General features: G+C 30.9%; 16 protein-coding genes. 1 reads left to right on the top strand and 15 read right to left on the bottom strand.

Annotation, left to right across the window (positions count from 1 at the left end; all coding sequences use genetic code 11):
* Positions 1–6: 6 nt before the first annotated feature.
* Positions 7–1,278, bottom strand: coding sequence for a phosphoribosylamine--glycine ligase (gene purD / locus ABXQ82_RS01385; protein ID WP_367053762.1), 1,272 nt, complete (start codon positions 1,276–1,278; stop codon positions 7–9).
* Between the two features lie 85 nt (positions 1,279–1,363).
* Here purD and ABXQ82_RS01380 point away from each other — a divergent pair, with 85 nt between their 5' ends.
* On the top strand, positions 1,364–2,674 hold the full coding sequence (locus tag ABXQ82_RS01380) for a phenylacetate--CoA ligase family protein (protein WP_367053759.1): 1,311 nt from the start codon (positions 1,364–1,366) through the stop codon (positions 2,672–2,674).
* Here ABXQ82_RS01380 and ABXQ82_RS01375 read toward each other — a convergent pair.
* The 14 genes from ABXQ82_RS01375 to ABXQ82_RS01310 form a co-directional block, all read right to left on the bottom strand.
* Positions 2,655–3,443 (bottom strand): glycosyltransferase family 2 protein, encoded by a 789-nt coding sequence (locus ABXQ82_RS01375; protein ID WP_367053756.1) that lies wholly within the window; start codon positions 3,441–3,443, stop codon positions 2,655–2,657. The genes ABXQ82_RS01380 and ABXQ82_RS01375 overlap by 20 nt on opposite strands.
* Positions 3,443–4,855: an exopolysaccharide biosynthesis polyprenyl glycosylphosphotransferase gene (locus ABXQ82_RS01370; protein ID WP_367053754.1), complete on the bottom strand. Its 1,413-nt coding sequence runs from the start codon at positions 4,853–4,855 to the stop codon at positions 3,443–3,445. The genes ABXQ82_RS01375 and ABXQ82_RS01370 overlap by 1 nt, the downstream gene beginning before the upstream one ends.
* Positions 4,843–5,844, bottom strand: coding sequence for a UDP-glucuronic acid decarboxylase family protein (locus tag ABXQ82_RS01365; RefSeq protein WP_367053752.1), 1,002 nt, complete (start codon positions 5,842–5,844; stop codon positions 4,843–4,845). Before ABXQ82_RS01365 ends, ABXQ82_RS01370 begins: the two co-directional genes overlap by 13 nt.
* Positions 5,845–5,873: 29 nt before the next feature.
* Positions 5,874–7,049: an MraY family glycosyltransferase gene (locus ABXQ82_RS01360; RefSeq protein ID WP_367053749.1), complete on the bottom strand. Its 1,176-nt coding sequence runs from the start codon at positions 7,047–7,049 to the stop codon at positions 5,874–5,876.
* Between the two features lie 59 nt (positions 7,050–7,108).
* Positions 7,109–8,305 (bottom strand): glycosyltransferase family 4 protein, encoded by a 1,197-nt coding sequence (locus ABXQ82_RS01355; protein WP_367053746.1) that lies wholly within the window; start codon positions 8,303–8,305, stop codon positions 7,109–7,111.
* Positions 8,302–9,894, bottom strand: coding sequence for an alginate lyase family protein (locus tag ABXQ82_RS01350; protein WP_367053743.1), 1,593 nt, complete (start codon positions 9,892–9,894; stop codon positions 8,302–8,304). Before ABXQ82_RS01350 ends, ABXQ82_RS01355 begins: the two co-directional genes overlap by 4 nt.
* Entirely contained in the window at positions 9,876–11,996 is a 2,121-nt protein-coding gene (locus ABXQ82_RS01345) for a bi-domain-containing oxidoreductase (RefSeq protein WP_367053741.1), read from the bottom strand. Before ABXQ82_RS01345 ends, ABXQ82_RS01350 begins: the two co-directional genes overlap by 19 nt.
* 36 nt (positions 11,997–12,032) lie before the next feature.
* Positions 12,033–13,118: a hypothetical protein gene (locus ABXQ82_RS01340; RefSeq protein WP_367053739.1), complete on the bottom strand. Its 1,086-nt coding sequence runs from the start codon at positions 13,116–13,118 to the stop codon at positions 12,033–12,035.
* Positions 13,115–14,284: a hypothetical protein gene (locus ABXQ82_RS01335; RefSeq protein WP_367053738.1), complete on the bottom strand. Its 1,170-nt coding sequence runs from the start codon at positions 14,282–14,284 to the stop codon at positions 13,115–13,117. The genes ABXQ82_RS01340 and ABXQ82_RS01335 overlap by 4 nt, the downstream gene beginning before the upstream one ends.
* 157 nt (positions 14,285–14,441) lie before the next feature.
* Positions 14,442–15,656, bottom strand: a complete 1,215-nt coding sequence (locus tag ABXQ82_RS01330) for a hypothetical protein (RefSeq protein ID WP_367053736.1) — start codon at positions 15,654–15,656, stop codon at positions 14,442–14,444.
* Positions 15,643–16,830, bottom strand: a complete 1,188-nt coding sequence (locus tag ABXQ82_RS01325) for an O-antigen ligase family protein (protein ID WP_367053734.1) — start codon at positions 16,828–16,830, stop codon at positions 15,643–15,645. The genes ABXQ82_RS01330 and ABXQ82_RS01325 overlap by 14 nt, the downstream gene beginning before the upstream one ends.
* Before the next feature lie 19 nt (positions 16,831–16,849).
* Positions 16,850–18,658, bottom strand: a complete 1,809-nt coding sequence (gene asnB, locus ABXQ82_RS01320; protein ID WP_367053732.1) for an asparagine synthase (glutamine-hydrolyzing) — start codon at positions 18,656–18,658, stop codon at positions 16,850–16,852.
* 3 nt (positions 18,659–18,661) lie between these two features.
* Positions 18,662–19,909 carry a lipopolysaccharide biosynthesis protein gene (locus ABXQ82_RS01315; protein WP_367053730.1) on the bottom strand — a complete coding sequence of 416 codons (1,248 nt, stop codon included), beginning with the start codon at positions 19,907–19,909 and terminating at the stop codon, positions 18,662–18,664.
* A gap of 4 nt (positions 19,910–19,913) precedes the next feature.
* Positions 19,914–20,882: a Gfo/Idh/MocA family oxidoreductase gene (locus ABXQ82_RS01310; protein WP_367053728.1), complete on the bottom strand. Its 969-nt coding sequence runs from the start codon at positions 20,880–20,882 to the stop codon at positions 19,914–19,916.
* Positions 20,883–20,887 lie beyond the last annotated feature (5 nt).

Below are 20,887 nucleotides of genomic sequence, written 5' to 3'. Positions count from 1 at the left end.
TTAAATTTACAAGTCGAAACCAATATCTTTACGATAATTCATCTTATCAAAATGTAGTTTCTCTATACTTTGGTAAGATTTTTTTATGGCCTCTTGATACGTTTCTCCGTATGACGTTATTGCCATAACGCGACCTCCTGAAGTCACTACTTTACCATCTTTTAACTGTGCGCCTGCATGAAACGGAATTGAATCTGTAATATGTTCTATCCCTGTAATTTCTTTGCCTTTTTCATACCCTTCTGGATATCCTCCCGAAACTAACATAATTGTTGTTGCAGCACGCTCATCTATTTCAATTTCTATTTGATTTAAAGTCCCATTTGCCATAGCTTGAAGCACTTCAACCAAATCATTTTTAAGCCTTGGAAATACCACTTCAGTTTCTGGATCGCCCATACGTACATTGTACTCAATAACCTTTGGGTCGTCTCCAACTTTTATCAATCCTATAAAGATAAACCCAACATATGGTAAATTATCCTTTTTGAGGCCATCTACAGTTGGTTTTACAATGCATTCTTCAATCTTATTTAAAAACTCATCTGTTGCAAAAGGTACTGGAGAAACCGCTCCCATACCTCCTGTATTTAAGCCAGTATCACCTTCACCTATACGCTTATAGTCTTTCGCGGTTGGTAATACTTTATAATTTTCGCCATCGGTCAATACAAAGCAACTTAGTTCTATACCATCTAAAAACTCTTCAATAACCACTTTTGTACTTGCAGCTCCAAATTTAGCATCAACTAACATGCTTTTTAATTCAGCTTTGGCTTCGTTTAAATCGTTTAAAATAACAACACCTTTTCCTGCTGCTAATCCGTCTGCTTTAAGTACATAAGGTGCATTTAATGTTTCTAAAAAAGCATATCCCTTTTCGACAGTTTCTTTAGTGAAACTTTCATAAGCTGCAGTTGGAATATTATGACGGTATAAAAACTCTTTGGCAAACTCTTTACTGCCCTCAAGTTCCGCTGCTACTTTTTGTGGGCCTATTACAGACACATGCTTTATAGCATCATCATTTAAAAAATAGTCGTGAATACCTTGTACCAAAGGATCTTCTGGCCCTACAACAACTAGGTCAATTTGCTTATCTAAAACCAATTCTTTAATGGCGGCAAAGTCCGTAACACTAATATTTACATTTGTAGCCACCTGAGCAGTTCCAGAGTTTCCTGGAGCCACAAATAAGTTTTTATAGCTGTCGCTTTGTGCAATTTTCCAAGCAAATGTGTGTTCTCTTCCGCCAGAACCTAGTATTAAGATATTCATAGTATGCATTATTTGCGCAAAAATAAAATTAATGCCACGAATACACGAATATTTTTTATTTACTTTACAAATAATCTGAATTAGTGTGAATTTATTTAATATTTCCTTAAAGCTAAAAGGTTTTCCTACTGGGAAAGCGAAACGAGATTTGGCTGCTATTCAAAGTAAAAATATTGGAGATTATAATGCATATTTGGAAAATAAAAAGACTGAAATTGTTGATTATCATTTGAAAAACAATCCATTCTATAAAGAATTTTTAAAAGGGACAGAAACTTCTAATTGGAATGAGATTCCTGTAATTTCGAAAGCAGATTTACAAATACCTTTACAAGAACGCTTATCTGAAGGGTTTACACCAAAAAACTGTCATTTACACAAAACATCAGGATCATCTGGGGCACCTTTGATTTTTGCAAAAGATAAATATGCGCATGCCTTATCATGGGCAAATTTCATAGACAAATACAGGTGGTTTGATATTAATGCAGCTACTTCTAAACAAGCACGTTTTTACGGAATTCCGTTAAATGGAATAGGTTATTACAAAGAGCGATTTAAAGACTTTTTGGGCAATCGGTTTCGGTTTTCGGTTTTTGATTTAAGTTCAACTGAATTTGATAAAAACATTGAAAAGTTCAAAAAAACTAAGTTTGAATATCTAAATGGCTATACCAGCGCTATTGTTCAATTTGCTAAATATTTAAAAGAAAAAGAAATTATACTCAAGGATATTTGTCCAAGTTTAAAAGTGTGTATCGTTACGGCAGAAATGCTTTTTGAAAACGACAAGCAACTTTTAGAAACTCAATTTGGAATTCCAATTGTTAATGAATATGGATCTGCTGAATTGGGATTGATTGCTTTCAACAATAAACAAGGCGAATGGCAAGTAAATACCGAAGATTTATGTGTTGAAATTCTCGATGAAAACGATAAACCAGTTCCTTTGGGGAGTGAGGGGCGAATTATTATTACATCGCTTTATAATTTAGCGCATCCCTTTATTCGGTACGATATTGGAGATATTGGGTCTTTAGATGAAAGCAGCACTATTAAATCCCCTATTCTTAAAAGTATCGTAGGACGAACCAATGATATTGTTGTTTTGCCTAGCGGAAAAAAAGCAGCAGGTTTAACATTTTATTATGTCACTAAAACCGTTATCGAAAATGATGCAAACGTTAAGGAATTTATTATTGAACAACAAAAAATTAATGCTTTTAAGATAAGCTATACCAGTAAAAAAGAACTCTCTGAAGAAAAAATAAGGGCGATTGAAAAAGCGATTGAAACTTATTTAGAACCTGGATTAGATACAATTTTTGAAAGAAAAGATCATTTAAAAAGAACTAAAGGAGGAAAGTTGAAGCAATTTACGTCTTTGATAAAGTAACCGTTTGTTTAGATTTCACGAAAAAATATTCGAATAAAAAAACACTTAAATAATAAACGGATTTAAGCGTTGAAAACCCCAAGCCCTTTTTGAAAACCAAATAATTATACTTTAAAAGATTGAACTTATTTGATGAGATTGAATTTTTTCTAACCCGATACACAGCTAAAGCATCATCCATTCCTAAAGCTGGTGTACTACTTTTTTTTACAGCATTGAGCCATAGCAGCCAATCTTGGCGTTTGCGTAAATTGGGTGCATATATTTTCCCTAAATGTTTAGCGTTATACATTCCTGTTAAATTGCCTATGTAATTGCATTTTAAAAACTTTCTGTAGCTTAACTTTGGTAATGCCTTTACTGTTTTATTTAGTGGTTTTCCTTCTTCATCCATTAAATCATAACTAGAAAAACTTACATCGCAATTATGCTTCATCATAAAGTCGAGTTGTTTTTCTAACTTATTTGGCTTCCATAGGTCATCTGCATCCAAAAAGGCTATATAATCTCCTTCTGCCGCCTTAACACCTTTATTTCTGGTTATAGCGGCTCCTTCGTTTACCGTATTTTGAAACACCTTAATTTTAGAATTTGCCTTTGAGAAAGCATTAACTATTTGAAAGGTATTATCGGTTGAAGCATCATCTATAATCAGTAATTCCCAATTAGTATGACTTTGGTTTAAAACGCTTTGGATGGTTTCCGCTATAAAACACCCGGAATTATACGTAGCAGTTATTATCGAAACTTTATGCGCGTTAATTTGCATTAATAGGCGTTATTATCTCCTTTAATAATATTGATTATAGTTTGAAAAATGATTTTTATATCTAGAAGTAAAGACCAGTTTTCAATATAAAAGATGTCATATTTTATTCTATTGATAATATCGCTATCTGATTTAATTTCGCCTCGAAAACCATTTACTTGCGCAAATCCTGTAATGCCAGGTTGTACATTATGTCTAAACATAAAATTATACTTGTCTATTATTTTTGAATAGTCGTCTGTATAAGATAGCATATGCGGCCTAGGACCGACAACACTCATCTCTCCTTTTAAAACATTAAAAAATTGAGGCAGTTCATCTAAGCTGGTTTCTCGCAAAAATTTTCCAATTTTAGTAAGGCGATGGTCGTTCTCTTGTACATAGGTGCCTTGCACTTCGTTGGTTGTTCTTAGCGATCTGTATTTGTAACAGTAAAATTCTTTATAATTTATGCCATGTCTCTTATGTTTATAAAATAACGGGCCTTTAGATTCTAATTTTATTAAAATAAACAGGATAACAGATAACCAAGACATTATAAAAATAATAACGAAAAGCGAAAACACCACATCAAAACTCCTTTTTATAAACTTGTTTATTTCATTATTTAAGGCCACTTCTTGAAGAGAAAGTACTGGTAAATAACTATAATAATCGGTTTTTAATCTTGTGGTTAAAATTTTGTCCGTACTTGGAATGAATTTAATATTGCTTTTATTTTTTTCGGAATATTGTATAAATTTAGTAACCTCCTTTTCGCTCAATTCGTCAATTGCGCAATAAATTTCGTCAATATCTGAGTGCTTGTCCAAAAATTTGTAGCAATCTTTAACTGTTCCAGAAAATTTATAATCTTCTTTCGCATCGCTAAAAATACCTTTTAGATTATACCCTAACTCCTTTTTTTTTAGAAATACTTCACTAAGCTCCTTAGCTGCTTCGCTACTCCCAATGATTAAAACATTTCGCAAATTCCCTTTTAGATAGGATCTGACGAACTTTAGAGCATAATAGCTTAAAAACTTCATTAATGCTATTGCCAAGAAAGAATTGGTTAAATACCTAAATGTTACGAACGCTTCTAAATCTATACTTCTAAAAATCCCTATAAAAGCAAACGTTATAACTGTATAAGCAATAAATTGTTTGACCAATAATGAAATAATGTTAAAGGGAGATGTATAGCGATAAACATGATAAAACTTAACTAAGTATGATGATAAAAGCCAAAACACAACAGAATATATCCCATAGAGTAAATACTTGTTATTTAGCCATTGGTACGAGAAGAAATGAAGCTCCTCATTATTAAAACTTAACATGTAAAAGGAAAAAAGATTTATGATAAATACATCATAAATCATCAACATAGGTTTTATTACCCAAGAATACCTTCCTCTTATGTATTCCATTTTTTAGGCTTTTTAAATTCAGAGAAATCTTTATGTTCACTTTTATAAAGTTCTTCTTTACTTAAACTTTTAAAGTAATCAAAAGTTATAGCCATACCTTCTTTTCTTTGCACCTTAGGCTCCCAATCTAATATTTTTTTTGCTAAAGAGATATCTGGTTGCCTCTGTAATGGGTCATTGACCGGTAAATCTTTATAAACGATTTTATTCTTTGTGCCTGTAAGATTTATGATTTCTTCTGCAAAGTCTTTAATAGTAATTTCGTGAGGATTACCAATATTAACAGGATAGGTATAATCGCTTAACAACAATCTATAAATGCCTTCTACTTGATCGTCCACATAACAGAAGGAGCGCGTTTGCAATCCGTCTCCAAAAATAGTTAAATCTTCTCCTCGAAGTGATTGCCCCATAAATGCGGGTATTACTCTACCGTCGTTTAATCGCATTCTCGGGCCGTATGTATTAAAAATTCTAACAATACGGGTTTCTAATCCATGAAACCTGTGGTATGCCATGGTTATAGATTCTTGAAAGCGCTTGGCTTCATCGTAAACACCTCTAGGACCAATAGTATTAACATTGCCGTAATAATCTTCTGTTTGAGGATGCACCAAAGGATCTCCATAGATTTCGGATGTTGAAGCAATTAAAATCCGTGCTTTTTTTGCTAATGCCAATCCTAATAAATTATGTGTTCCTATAGAGCCTACTTTTAAGGTTTGAATTGGTATTTTTAAATAATCTATTGGACTTGCTGGAGAGGCAAAATGCAATATATAATCTAGCTTTCCTCTCAGTTCAATGAAATTAGTAACATCATGAGCAACGAACTCAAAATTACTTAATCCGTTTAAATGTTCTATATTTTTCTTGTTGCCAGTTATAAAATTATCCATACCTACAACATAATACCCTTCTTTGATGAATCTATCACATAAATGCGAGCCTAGAAACCCTGCAGCTCCGGTAATTAAAATTTTTTTCAAAATAATATTTCTATTTTAGATTAAACCTATTATTCCTCTTTTTCATTTTTATTTCGAATGATACTTTTTCCCTTGTTTTTAACATTATCAATCTTACGTTGAAATTTAATTTTCCGTTTCACATTAGAAAAACTATAATTATATCTGTAAAAAAAATATGCCAGTATAATAACTGTAACCACTAATACAGTAACCAACCAAAAATTATAAGAAGTACTCCCCAAAATTATAAACAAATAAACAAAAACCAGGTTAAAAGCACCTATTATTAGGCTTGCCTTTCTGTGGGATATTTTAAAATAATCTATTAAAATATGGTGTGTATGGTTTCTGTCTGCCGAAAAGGGGCTTCTTCTATTCGCTAGTCTAATTGTGAAAACCCTCGCGGTATCAAACAATGGCACAATTAAAATGCCTATCGCGATTAAAGGAATATTTTCTATTAAAAACGGTAAGTTTTCCAGTTTATGTGGCGGCAATGCTAAAAATTTAAGCGTCAAAATACTGATAATAAAACCTACCAACAGCGAGCCTGTATCTCCCATAAAAATTTTTTCTTTGGTGGACGACAGGTTATATTTTAAAAAGGCTATTAAACATCCGTTAAGTGTCAAACTTAGCAAAAGATAAAAATAGTCTTGTGTCATATAAAATAATGTGGAATAGATTATAAGAATCACTATGCCAACTATAGCGGCTAATCCATCAATACCATCTATTAAATTGTAGGCATTGATAATGGTAATCATAATAAATCCACCAATTATGTAGGACGCAAATACTGGAATATCAAAAACCCCAAAGAACCCATGTAAAGAATGGATGCTAAATGCTTCATTGCTCAAAATGAAGGAGACAGATATGAATTGGGCAGCTAATTTAGAGTATGGAGAAAGCACCACTAAGTCATCTTTTAAGCCAATAATAAACAAAATAGTTAAGCCAGGAATAAAAAACATGGCTTCATCATTATCACTCCAGTTTCTGAGAAAGAATAAGGCAATTATAAGTGTATAAAAAAAAGATACGCCTCCTAAAGTAGGTGTTCGTTTTAAATGCGAACTCCTACTGTTGGGATTATCCATAAGGTTTTTATACTCAACAAGCCCAATTATTTTTGGAATAGTAAAATATGTTAAGATATAAGCTCCTAAAAAGAAAAATACACAATAGTAAATCGACACAAAACCCTCTTTAGTGACCAAAAATAAGCATTTTTTTTTGATAAAAGACTTTAGAATAAAGCTACTAGAAAGAACCTAGATTATTTCTTTAAAAAAATTAACATTTTAGTTGCTTGATTTTTTCTATCAAAATCTCTAATTAATCTAGAAAACCCAATGGTGTAACTTTTTGGAGCATTTATCATAGAATCTATTTTGGTTATAAACTCTTGTTCATTCTCGGGTTCAAATACTTCACCAACACCATAATCCAAAACCAATTTCTTAGATTCACCTTCTACGCCTAAAAGAACGGGTTTGTGCATGGCTACACTTTCGAATATCTTAGAAGGTATAACGGACTTGAAAGTGTTACTCTTTTTTAAATTTACCAAGCTTACATCTAATATTGATATATAATTTTTTATTTCCTTTTTAGAAACAAGCCCTAGCATAGTAACATTAGTAAGCTTTAACTCTTCCTTAAGTTTTATCAACTCCTCTTTTTTTGCTCCGGCGCCAATGAATAAGAAATGGATTTTTGGGTTTGATATTTTACTTGCACTTTTTAAAACAAAATCTAATGCATGAGCCATACCATGAGTACCTATATAACCAATAACAAATTTGTTGTTAAGAGACAGCTTATCTAAAAGTGCCTTGTGCTTTTCTTTAGGCCGAAACAGCTCTAAATTCATTCCATTCTTTACAACCTTAATTTTAGAGGGATTAACCTGATGCTTTTCTATTAACTGAGCTTTAAAAGTATCAGTTACAACCACTATTTTATCAGCAGATGCATACATTTTTCGCTCTAAGTATTCAAAAAACTTTATAGCTGGATTATCTTCCATGGCACCAACTGCCTTAATAGACTCTGGCCAAAGATCTCTAACTTCCATTATCCATGGCTTTCTTTTCCAGAAAGACAACCACCTTCCAGAAATAGCAGTAAAGAATTGTGGTGAGGTGGCAATAATTAGATCTGTTTTAATAAATAACCCAGCAATAAAAGCACTTAACATAAAACTTAGGTAATCTAAAATTCTTTTAACAAATCCTTTATTTGCGCTAATGTAAGACCATACTCTAATAACGTTGATCTCCTCTATTTTTTCTTTTTGAAATAATTTGTTTTTATAGCCTTTAAATACTTTTCCTTCGGGAAAATTAGGTGCACAGGTTACAACAGTAACATCCACACCTTGTTTAACCCATTCTCTACAATGTTCGTAGGTACGGGTTGCGGGTGCGTTTACTTCTGGGGGAAAATTATCGGTTAAGAATAAAATCTTCATATTTTACTTATATCTATCTCTGTTTTTAAAGCATTGCCAAAACTAACTTCAATCTTTTTTGCTTTCTTTATTTTGTTGTATCCTAAAGGAAAATGATAATCTATAATATCTATTTTACTTACTTCTTCAGAAAAACTAATTGTAATATTTTCATTAATTAATTTAATTGTATTTCCAATATTTACAAGTTTTTCGATACTATGGTGTAGATGCAAATATGACTTATTTATATTTTGCGAACTAGCAGAAAGAGAATCATTTATTTCAATCCCTTCTTTTTTTGCAGAAAAACTTCTGGTATGTAAAATATTCAATTTTTTATAACCATCATGTGAAGCTTCAATTAAGCCTTCCGATTCTTTAAGCTTTATTATTTTTGCTCTTTTTGCGACCCTAAAACCTCCCCAAACATCAGTTTGCTCGTAATCACCAATTTTTACTGTATTATGAGATGCGGTAGAACGTTCTATTTGTCTTTGTTCATTTTTTTCATAAGTAGAAACCCCAGTATCAACAATAATTGGTTTTTCATTTACGTAAAGCTCAAAACTAAATGTGTCTGAATGTGCATGCCCTGGTTGATATTTTGGACCAACATGACCTACGTCCAAAAATAATTCATAGATATTGTTTTCAATTTTTCGATATCCAGAATCTGATAACAAAGCTTTTTTCCATTGTAAATTTAAACTTTCAGCATAAGCGAATAACTTTTTAGATTCTGCTGCTATGCCATAAGCACTATCATTTACCATGGGGATATTGCCGTTTTTATAAGTTACCACTTGTAACCAAGAAAGCATTTTTACTGCTGTTTTTATTAAAAATGGAAACAACTCGTCCTCTTTCTGAGGGTTTTTTTTAATTAAATTTATACAATCTAATAAACGATGCAATAAAATTTGATGGTACATCGGGGAAAGCTCAAAATGTGCACCATCACTTAAAACCTGCTCTTTAAGTTCTTCTAAAAGAATGTGTTTTGCCTTTTTGTATAAGACCCCATCCTTAAAATAATATGCGCCAAATAACAAAGCATATCCATTTTCCAGTAAATGATTTCCTAATAAATGATACTCAAGGTTGTGTGATAATAATTGATAATGATTGTAAAGGTATTGATTGATTTCTTTATCTGAAATTTTGTGTGTTGACAAGAACTTAATCCAATTAATGCCTCTTAAAGAAATTGGATAAGGTTCTTTTCCGTCTTTTAAATGGGTATCATTTTTAACGTAATCTTTAATTAATTTAAGACCGTCTTCCTTGGATAAGGTTTCTTGGTTTAAATACTCAAAATAATTTAAATTATAGGCCCAAAGCTTACCATGTTCATTGAAATTCCAATCAATATCAGAATCAAATTGATGACTGATATTAAGAAATGTAAAGGTATTATGTTCTGAAAAACTATTTTGATAATGGAAAAAATTATCCCAAACTAGAGGTTCAATATTAATTTGTAATTGTTTATCGTATGTCTTTTTAAAAAATTTATGTCTTATAAAATAATATAATCGATAATAAACCTGCTTGAACCTAAGGTATTTTACTGTATGGATTAATAATTTTACTTTATTGCTATCCATTTACCTGACTTAAGAGATTCAATTGCTGCAAAGGAAGCCTTGGTTGTATTTACAATATCGTCAAACGGAATTATAGCAGTTCCCCCTTTTTGTTGTTGTTTTACAAGCTCATTAAATTGATTAAAATGCCCTTTATCTTGTTTGGTGCCTGCCTTTGAAAACCCTTTGAAGCCATAGCCTTTTAACTTTCTCCAATTATCCATAATTAGTGTGCGCTCTTGCGAATACACCTCTAAGCGTTCTTTGGAGTATGCCTTACTTCCGTTTGCAAAATAATTTATTACTGCATTGGTACCGTTTTCATATTGTAACAAAATACTAGCATTATCTGTGTTTTCTTCAGGATTTGCACCCATAGCATTCATACAGACTGCTTTTACTTTACTACCGGCAAAATAACTGCATAAATCTATATAATGGCACGCTTCTCCAATTATTCTTCCGCCACCAACTTCCATATCGTGCACCCAAACCTCTGCTGGAATAAAGCCTGCATTCATTGTTGCCACAATATTAATTGGTGCGTTATCATTTCCTAAAAGTTGTTTCATTTTTTTTGCAAGCGGTGCAAAACGTCTATTAAATCCAACGGACACATTTACATTTCGAGCAGTATATTCTGAAATTATGTCATCCAACTCAGTAGCATTAAGTGCTAAAGGTTTTTCAACAAACACGCTTTTATCTGCTTTTATAGACTCTAAAACCATTTTAGCGTGCATGTTGTGCTGGGTTGTAATTAACACTAAATCAACATCTTTATCTTCTAGAATTTCCTTATAGTTTGAAGTAGAATTAGCTATCTTATGACGTTTGGCCATAATTGTAGAGGACAACCCTCCTGAACTCGCTATGTATTTTATATCCGTAGCTATTTTTTTAAGACTCGGAAGTATGGTTGAACTTGTAAAATTACCAGAACCAATAATGCCAACAACACCTTTTTTCCCTTCAAAAGATTTTTCGGCAATTACTACAGTTGATTTTGGAGCTTCGGTTGCATTATATTCAATAATCGATGCAATAGATTTAGAAGCGTTCATATCTCCATAAATCTTTTTGTAATCCACTAAAGGAATGCGCTCGGTAATTAAAGGTTTAACGTTTAAAGTGCCTTTTGAAAGGGCCGCTAAAACTGCTTCAAAATTTCTTTTCTCTGTCCATCTTACGTATCCTATTGGGTAATCGTGACCTTTTGTTTCGTACTCCTCGTCATACCTACCAGCACCATAAGAACAGGATACTTGAAAGGATAACTCTTTTTTGAAAAAATCGGCCCTACTGATGTTCAGTCCAATAACACCCACCAGAACAATTCTCCCTTTTTTTCTACTCATATTAGCAGACTGGGAAATAATGTCGTTGCTTTTATTAGAGGCTGTAATTATAACACCATCGGCTCCAACACCATTAGTGTAAGATTCTACAAATTTTACTTGGTCGGTGCCTTCTGCAGGGTTTATCGCAATGACGCCTTTCTCTTTTGCTAATTTTATTTTTTCAGGATCAAAATCAAAACCTATAACGTTGCAACCATTTGCCAATAATAATTCTGCGGTAACCAAACCTATAAGCCCCAAACCAACTACAACTATGGTTTCTCCAAAAGTAGGGCTCAATAATCTTATGCCTTGTAAACCTATAGAACCTATTACCGTAAATGCAGCTTCTTCATCAGTTACATTATCTGGAATTTTTGCGGTTAAATTTTTAGGAACATTTACATATTCTGCATGATTCCCATTGGAAGCTACTCTATCGCCTACATTAAAATCTTCAACACCTTTTCCAACGGCAACAACTTCTCCCACATTACAATAGCCTAGTGGTAATGGTTGATTTAATTTATTAAGTACAGCATCCATAGTTGGTTTTAAACCGTCTGTTTTTACTTTATCCAAAACCATTTTAACCTTATCGGGCTGTTGGCGTGCTTTTTGAATAAAATTAGCCTTACCAAATTCCACCAACATTCTTTCTGTGCCCAATGACACTAAGGATTTTGTGGTTTTAATAAGTACATGCCCCGATTTCACCATAGGAACTGGTACTTCTTCTAATATCGTTTCTCCGTTTTTAAGGTCTTGTATGATTTGTTTCATTTATACTTTTTCAATTATTTTATAAATAGATTCGAACTACTTGTTTTCGCCTTTACTATTTATAATATTCTCTAATATTTCCCATCTGTTCTCTTTGTAATGATTTTCAAGAAATGTCTCTATGTCCTTTTGAACATCATAAAAGTTATCAAAAAAGAATTTTAATGATTCGTCATATTCTTTAAAGTTTTTATTTGTTCTAATAACAGTATTAGGAGCTTCAATAATGTTTTTTAAATCTGCATAAACCAAAGGTATCCCCAATGACAGCAAATTAAATGCTCTGTTACTTATTGTGCAAGCTTGAACACTCTTTAGATCTGAATTATATGGCAATATAGAACAAAAAACATCTCTCAAATCTAAGTTCTCCCAAGTTGTATAAGGAACATATTCAAAATTGTCGTATTTACCTTTTAAAGAAGAAATTTTATCTGCGTCAGTATTTTTAATACTTGGTCCTATAAATCTAAAATTATAATTTGTTTTTTTAACCAACATTTCTACCATATACCAATCAAGTCTACCAATAAACCCAAAATATAGAACTGTTTTTCTTATAGTAACACTTTTTTCTGGAAACTTATATCTGTTTTTACTCCACGGAAACAATATGGCCACATCCTCTTTATAATTTTTTATCTTATCAAAAAGAGGATAAGAAACAGTTAGAACATAATCAGAGTTTATACATGTATTTTTGACTTGATTTCTAATTTGTTTTCGCATACCAAACTTCGATTGCTCCTCGAAATCGTCATTGATAAGTGTTATAATTTTTTTTCTTGGAAACAATTCCTTTAAAAAAGAATAATCATAATTAAAATTAACTATGAAATCAATTTGACCTTTTTTAGATATTCTTTTTAAATATATTTTTACAACAAAATTATTGAGTCTTTGAATTAATGGAAAATATCGCAGCTGATGATGAATAAGTTCTGCGTGCGAGAAGAATTTGATGCCTTCCTCTATTCTCTCTGAAACGAAAATATTTTTGTAGGTGTTTTTTTCAACATAGGATACGTTATAACCATTTTCTCTTAACAAATGAGTGATTTGATGCCTTATCCTTGGTGCTTCATTCCAATTTGTCTTAGTAAGTACAAGCACATTTTTCATTTGTCTAGTTTTTTAATGCCTAATTCTTTAAAAGTTATGTATAAAAATATCATGCAGCCCACACTTAAAAAAAGACTTCCCGAGAAAAAACTACAGATTAAAATTATTACCAATAAAGAATTTTTGTTTCTATTATCCTTTTCAAAAAAATAATTAATTAAAAACAAAATATAAAGAATAACTCCAATGACACCGAAGAAAAGGAAAACATCTATAAATTCAAATTCAACTTTATACTTACTGTATTGAATCCCTCCACATAGATAATTAATAAAGTTCCATTCATTGCCAATATGCTCAATTGCTCGTTCGAACAGCATAGACCTAGTTGATGTTATCATACCAAGCAAACCATTTTTTTTAAAGATATTGTCCCAAAAACTAGAATAGTTAAAAATAATATTTAAAATATTATTTCTAAAATAAAAAACTACAATGAAAAAAAATGATGCTATAAGCCTGTTTCTGTTTTTATGCTTATTTATCCATAGAAAATGAAATAAAAACAAAATAGCTAAATAGAGGAGCATTACTTTTTTTCCAAGCAATAAAGAGGTTATTATTACAAACGCTAATTTAACAAAATCCCTATTCCCTTTTTCAATAATATTATAATACAAAATTGATATTAAAAACATATAATAATAAGAAACCTCTCCGTTTTTTGCGAATAATCCATTGTACCCAAACCTTATGGTACTTGGATAGGTTTTAAAAATATTCAAATCGAAGAAAAAACCCAATAAAATAAGGAAACCATTTATTATAAGTATTTTTTCTAAAATGTTTAAGATTTTAGGAAATGTATCTTTTTTCAATTCAATGCTTTGTACAACAACTATGAAAAGAAAAATATATAGGAACCTATTTAAGAAATAGATATTTCCCGAAGACCAACCTGTAAAAAAGCTAGCTAAAGAATTACCAAAAGAAAACTGACCAATTACAAAAAGCAATAAAAAGGAAATTGGGTAAAGTAGAATCTTTTTTCTTCTAAAATTAGTCACAAAATAGTATAATAATACAAGTTCAAAACCAAGTTTTAAAAACCCATTTATTCTATAGAAATTCCCGTCTAAATAAAGGTTAGATACTTTAGATAATAAATCTCCTATAAAAAAAAGAGTGATCCAAATAATAAATATTTTGTCTATATGCTTGTTCAAATGATTTCCGGCCTAAAGATTTCTAAAAAATTCAAAGTATTTTTATTGATTTTTAAAATTATATGTTTTTCAACTACTTTTGATAAAATGTAAATCGATTAAAGAGGTAAATATTTTGTGGTATTAAAAAAACCAGACCCCAAATATACTCTATTAATTATATCAAAGTTATTTTCTCCAGAGAATTACAACAAAATAAATTAGGGTTCGGTATTTTATAGAATTTAACATAAAAAATACATGTGAAGAAAACAAAAAACAGCACACCAGCTTGTCTGACAAACAAATCTTCTGACAGACCTATAGCTACTATTGACAGAGCGAAAAGCCAAAAAGTTATATGGCTTTTATAACCAATATAACAGACATAAAAAAGCATGCTTAAAAGAATTAACAATCCTATAAACCCATTTATAATTAATTCATTAAAATAAATATTATGGGTAATAAGGTGTTCTCCATCATTACTGTGAATGTTTAATGGTATATAATTTAGTTTTTCTTTCCCTATTCCAAAAGGAAAAGTTTCCATTGTTACATCTATGCATCTCTTATAAATATTTATCCTTAAACCAAGGCTTTGCTTTATACTGACTGTCAACCATTCATAAATACCATTAACACCTACTACAACAGCTAAGATTAACCCTAAAATATAGTATTTAAGCCCTTTAATTTGAAATCCTTTAGCCACAGGTTTTAACAGAATAAAAGTTAAAAAAACAACCAACAACATCGTGGTGCTTTTTCCCCCAATATAAAAACTATTAACTAGAAAGAAAAGCGTTAAAAACAGGCCTAAAAACAAACTTATTTTCTTATAAAGAACAGTATAGGCGAAAACTATTATAGTAATTAACAATATGTACAGCCCAATGTAAGTATGATGTATGCTATTTGGTGTTTCCCTAGCTAAAACATATACGATAAAGTGATCTGTAGGGTCAAAAATATAGGTAGGGTGAGTTATCGTATAAAAATACCATACATTTGCCCACGCAAATACAATATAAAATAAGACTCCATAAAAAAATGCTTTTATAATATTGACAAACTCTTTAACAATAATCTCTTTTTGAAGAAGTATTAGGGCAGGAAGAAGTATAAATGCTAATTTTACTTCTCTAAATACTTTAGGGTTAAAATCAAATCTCACTATAGCGCTAATATAATCACTTAAAAAGAATAGTAACAATATTATTACCAAAGGGGTCTTGATAACCAGTTTTAAATTAGAGAGGTTTTCTTTTTTAACTAGCAAAACTAAATTAATTATAAAAATAATTAATGCCATCGCTGAATATTTCATTGGTAATGGAAGAGGCAATACAAAAGGAAATAAAAAAAGACCTAAATATTTACTTTTTTTCATTAAAAATACCATAATCAAAAAATATTAACATTCCGTAAACCCCAGACATAAATCTCATGCCATCCAAACTACCAGATTTAAGTGAATGCATTAAAAAATAAACACACATTAATTTAATAAACAAAGATTTTTTATGGTAAACTAAAATTGGAAAGACAAAAATTATTATTGTTAACAAAAAACCAACTAGCCCAAGTTCAAACCATGCTTCCAGAAATATATTGTGCGGAAACTCTCTTTTATCAATTCCATTATACATGATACCAAAACTCCCTATACCATGCCCAAAAAAGAAACTTTGGATAGAACTGAATATTTTCTCTACGGCAAAATCAAAATAATAAAACCTTGATAAAACAGAAGCGTCTTGCTCGTAATTGAGAAAAGAAGTAATTCTACCTAATCCGACTTTAAAAGCATTCGCTATATATCCCCAAAAAAAATATAAAAATGGCGGTAGTAACAACAAAGCATATCCAATCCTTTTAACAATTTTGACATTAACTTTTATATTGATCATTGTATGGATCTTCCAATAAGCTACAAGCAAAATGAGAAACAAAATTGGTCCTCTACCACCTAGGGCAATAATCAAAACAAATAAAGCCAAAGAAAACAAGTATTTTTTTTGATAAATATAATATAGCACGCAAAAAGCAATAGCGTTGCACAATAGTAAATAATTACCTGTAAATTGCTTGTAGAATATTCTTGTTTCTGGGCTTGGGGCATACCATGACAAATACCTTTTTGCCAAAAACCAAATTGAAACCAAGATTAATGGAACTACCATAATTTTGAAAAAAACTTTATGCTCGAAGTTTTTCATAAAAAAAGGATAACAAAATGATATTAAATTCAAAATGAAGAAAAAGGTTTTTCCATTCCCGTAACTAATAGACTTTGTATAAAACAAACTCATAGCCATTAGTAGATAAAACGCTAAATAAGATAATAGAAATAATATTTGGTTTGCTGATAATTTTTTAATTAATATTGATTTGGTTGACATATTGTATAAAATGTCAACAAAAATCAAACTAGACAACAAAAGTGTGATGTCCAAAGGAAAATCAATATCACTAAATATGAACTTTACTGCCCCACTAATAAGGAACAGTGCAAAAATCATACTCTGATAGATTAAATATGAACCGCTTTTTACATGCTTCATTACCTATATATTGGATTATTTAGAAGGAAACCTTAAACTTATCAGCCCAAACCGCAATGTTAAATAATTTCCACAAGGTGTTGTTATCTACTTTTTTTGTAATCTTTTCAAAATCAATAAAACTAGCTAAAAACTGAGATTCTTTAATTATTTTAAGAAAATATTCTTTATCAGACAACCACTTGTCTTGGGGTGCTTCAAAACCAAACTTGTTTTTTCGCCAAACAATTTTTTCAGGCAAAATATCTTCACTTGCTTTTCTTAAAATATACTTTGACCATCCATCAACCATTTTAAATTCAAAAGGAATTGATATTGCCAGCTCAACAACATTGTGATCGATAAACGGAACTCTGGTCTCTATAGATTGCGACATGGAGTTCCTGTCTTCATACTTAAGAAGTTTCTGTAATTGTATTTTTGTGATTTCTGAATGTTGCAACTTAGATACACTAGAGTTATAATTAGATAATTTTTTTAAGAATACATTATTAAAATATTTTTTATAAGCTGGTTTTATATAATTATGTCTTTTTAATTGCCTGTACTTTCTTATTAAGACATTGTTAAAGTATAAATTATATAAAAGCACGTCTTTTAGTGATAACTTAGAGTTTCTGCTAACTGACCACAAAGCCCTTACCTTATTTATAAACCCTTGTTGCTCATTAATGTAAGTTGCATAATACCTATCGTAGCCTAACAATGTTTCATCGCCACCTTGTCCATCTAAAAGAACGATACATTTTGCTTCCTTTGCTTTTTTCATTACAAAATATTGCATTATTATCGATGGGCTTCCAAAAGGTTCTTCTTGTATTTTTATAACGTCTTCAACAAAATTAAAAAAATCTTCTTTATTAGGTTGGGTTATATTCCAATCTAGATCATGCCTTTCAACTACCATTTGAGCAAATCCGGATTCGTCAGTCTTCTTTTCAATTGATTTGGCTGTAATGGCAGTAAACCTTTCATTACATTTTTCTTTATATATTGGGCTTGCAGAAGCTGCTATAAATGAGCTATCCATTCCTCCACTTAAACAAGTTCCTACCTTAACATCCGATCGCAAACGCAGATCAATAGACCTCTTAATCAAGGTCTTGTACTCTGATAGTGCTTGGTCAAATTTTATTCTTTTGTATAATAGGTTTGTTTCCAAATGATAATATCTCTTAATTATAATGGTGCTATCCTCTAAATTACAAATTAAATTATGTGATGGTTCTAAAGATTCAATGTCTTGAAAAAAAGTATGGTTTGTATGGTGATGGTATGTTAAATATATATAATCAAATAGAATTTGTTTGTTAACCTTCGGATTAGGATTAAAGTACAATAATTGTTTTATCTCAGATCCAAAATAAAATGCCTTTTGGTTATTATGGTAATATAGTGGCTTAATTCCAAATCGATCTCGACTTAAGAAAACAATATTTTTCTTTCTGTCATGAATTGCAAATGCCCACATTCCATTAAAATACTGTACACAATTCTCTCCCCATTCTTGATAAGCGGCTAAAATAACTTCAGTATCAGTCTCACTTTTAAAAACATACCCTTTTTCTCTTAACTCTTCCCTTATTTCAATATAATTATAGACTTCTCCATTGTAAGTTATGGTCAAATCGCTATACTCCATAGGTTGATCTCCTAATTTAGATAAATCCAAAATAGACAATCTTCTATGACCAAAACCAATTCTTTCATTATAATAGTATCCCTCAGCATCAGGTCCACGATGTATAATTAAATCGTTCATGCTTTTTAAGTCAGATTCGGAAACCTTATTTTTAGATTTATTTATAATTCCAGATATGCCGCACATTAATTATGTCTGTTTTAAACTGTTAAATTGTAAAAAATAATAAAAAGAGTATAAAATTGCCTCGTGTAGCACATATACTTTAAGTAGTAAATATATATCCGCCCTAAAATATAAAATAGTCAATAGCAATGTACTAAAAGTTGTTACAAAATAAATGGTTTGCCATAAAGATATAGTTCTTACATTGTTCGTGGCATTGAGAACCGACGATAACGGACTTACTGTTAATTTAAAAATTAAACTTATGGATAAAATACTAGCCAGTTTTCCTGACATTGACCATTTCTCACCGAATACTAGTGAAAAAACAGGTTCTCCCATAAAAAACAAAACAGCACCTATAAACACCCCAATAGAAGCTAGTATTAAGGTTGATTTCAAAAAAAAGTTTTTAGCTTCTTTTATTTGCTCCGCATTTATTAAATGAGTAATTCGTTGATAAAAGACATCTCTAAAAGAAATTCCTACTAGTCCTAATGGAGCCATAAGACACATATTAGTAAGTCCGTAAAATCCTAATTCCGTTTGGGTATAATAATACCCTATTAAAAAAACTAATGATTGTATTGATAGTGTGTCAAGAAAAGTAGGCAGAATACTATATTTAGGATAATCACTATAGGTTATTGCAACTTCCTTCAAGTTTTTCAAATTATATGTCTCTTTTGTTAATTTAAGTCTTGTCTTTAAATGGTAAAGTGAAAAAACGACACCAGAAATTTTACCAATAACCAATCCAATTGGAGTTAAAACAAATCCTAACAAACTACTAATTGTAGCGTACCCCGTAGCTTGAATAACTTTAGAGGACGCTGTCAACTCAAATCTTTTTCCTCTAACGGAAAGGTTAAAAAAAGACTGCCACAATCCAAAAAGACCAACATATATAGGAATAAAAAAAATTAAACCATAGGCATTAAGCGAGTTTGGTAAACAATAAAAAATAATCAAACAAACAATAAAAAGAAAAAGAGTGTATAATATTGTTAATATAATGCTTAAAGAAAAAACTTTAAGAGCTTCTTTTTCTTTTTTTGGTAAAATAATTGCAACATAATATCGTCCTCCAGTTGCAACAATTAATACAGCTGAATAAGCCAAAAATGAAGAAAATAAGCCAAACTCTTCCTCTGAGTAAAGCCTAGTTAGCAATGGCATAATCAATAAAGGCACAACCTGCCCTATACCAGTACCTAACATTTGGGTGCTTAAATTACTTAAAAACTCTGATTTAAATAGTTTTAGCTTCATTAAATCATTTTCCAAAAGGATGTTCCGCTAATGACTTTTTTGCAAAAGGGTGGTACTCTCCTTTTAAACCAATAGGAGATGCGTTCCTTATATTATGAACTATTTCAATTGATTGCCTAGTATCATCTAGTCCATATCCTTTTCCTTCAAGTATGTCTTCATATACTTTTGTGTGTAAATCTGTAAAGCCCCCACTAAACTCTAACTCTTCACCTTCGATTGTAATTGAACGATACGTCCTTTGTCCTTTATCCTTTATTTCTATAGGTAAAACATCATAGTTTATGGATAAAAACCATCGTACCCTAGCTCTTTCAAATTCTAAATACCCTGATGCACGATCATGAGTATTAACATGAACAATATTTTCTTTAACATCTCCAAAAATCCATGATAGCATATCATAAAAATGTACACCGATATTTGTAGCAATACCTCCAGATTTAGATTTGTCCCCTTTCCATGAAGTATAGTACCAATTCCCTCTTGAAGTTAAATATGTTAAATCAACTTCAAAAACTTTATCCCTTGGAGCCTCGTTTACTTTCTTTTTTAAATCGATAATACTTTGATGAACTCTTAATTGTAGAATATTCCAAACTCTTTGTCCAGACTCCTCTTCCATTTTCTGAAGAGCATCAATATTCCATGGATTTAAAACTAAAGGTTTTTCACAAATCGCATCTGCTTCCCTCCTTAGTGCCATTCTTATGTGAGAATCATGCAAATAATTAGGTGTACATATGCTTACATAATCCAATGTTTTGTTTTTCTCATATTTTAACTTTTCAATATGTCTATCAAACCGCTCTGATTCTACAAAAAAGTCAGCACTTGGGAAATAACTATCAATGATACCCACACTATCAAATTTGTCTAATGCTGCAATAAGATTATTATTAGTATCCTTAATGGCTTTAAGGTGTCTTGGAGCTATATATCCTGATGCTCCTATCAAGGCGAAATTTTTCATATTTT

Origin of the sequence: Algibacter sp. 2305UL17-15 (genome assembly GCF_040720935.1) — a bacterium.
GTDB lineage: Bacteria > Bacteroidota > Bacteroidia > Flavobacteriales > Flavobacteriaceae > Jejuia.
The sequence above is the reverse complement of the archived record's forward strand: the minus strand, read 5'-3'. Positions and strand labels throughout refer to the sequence as shown.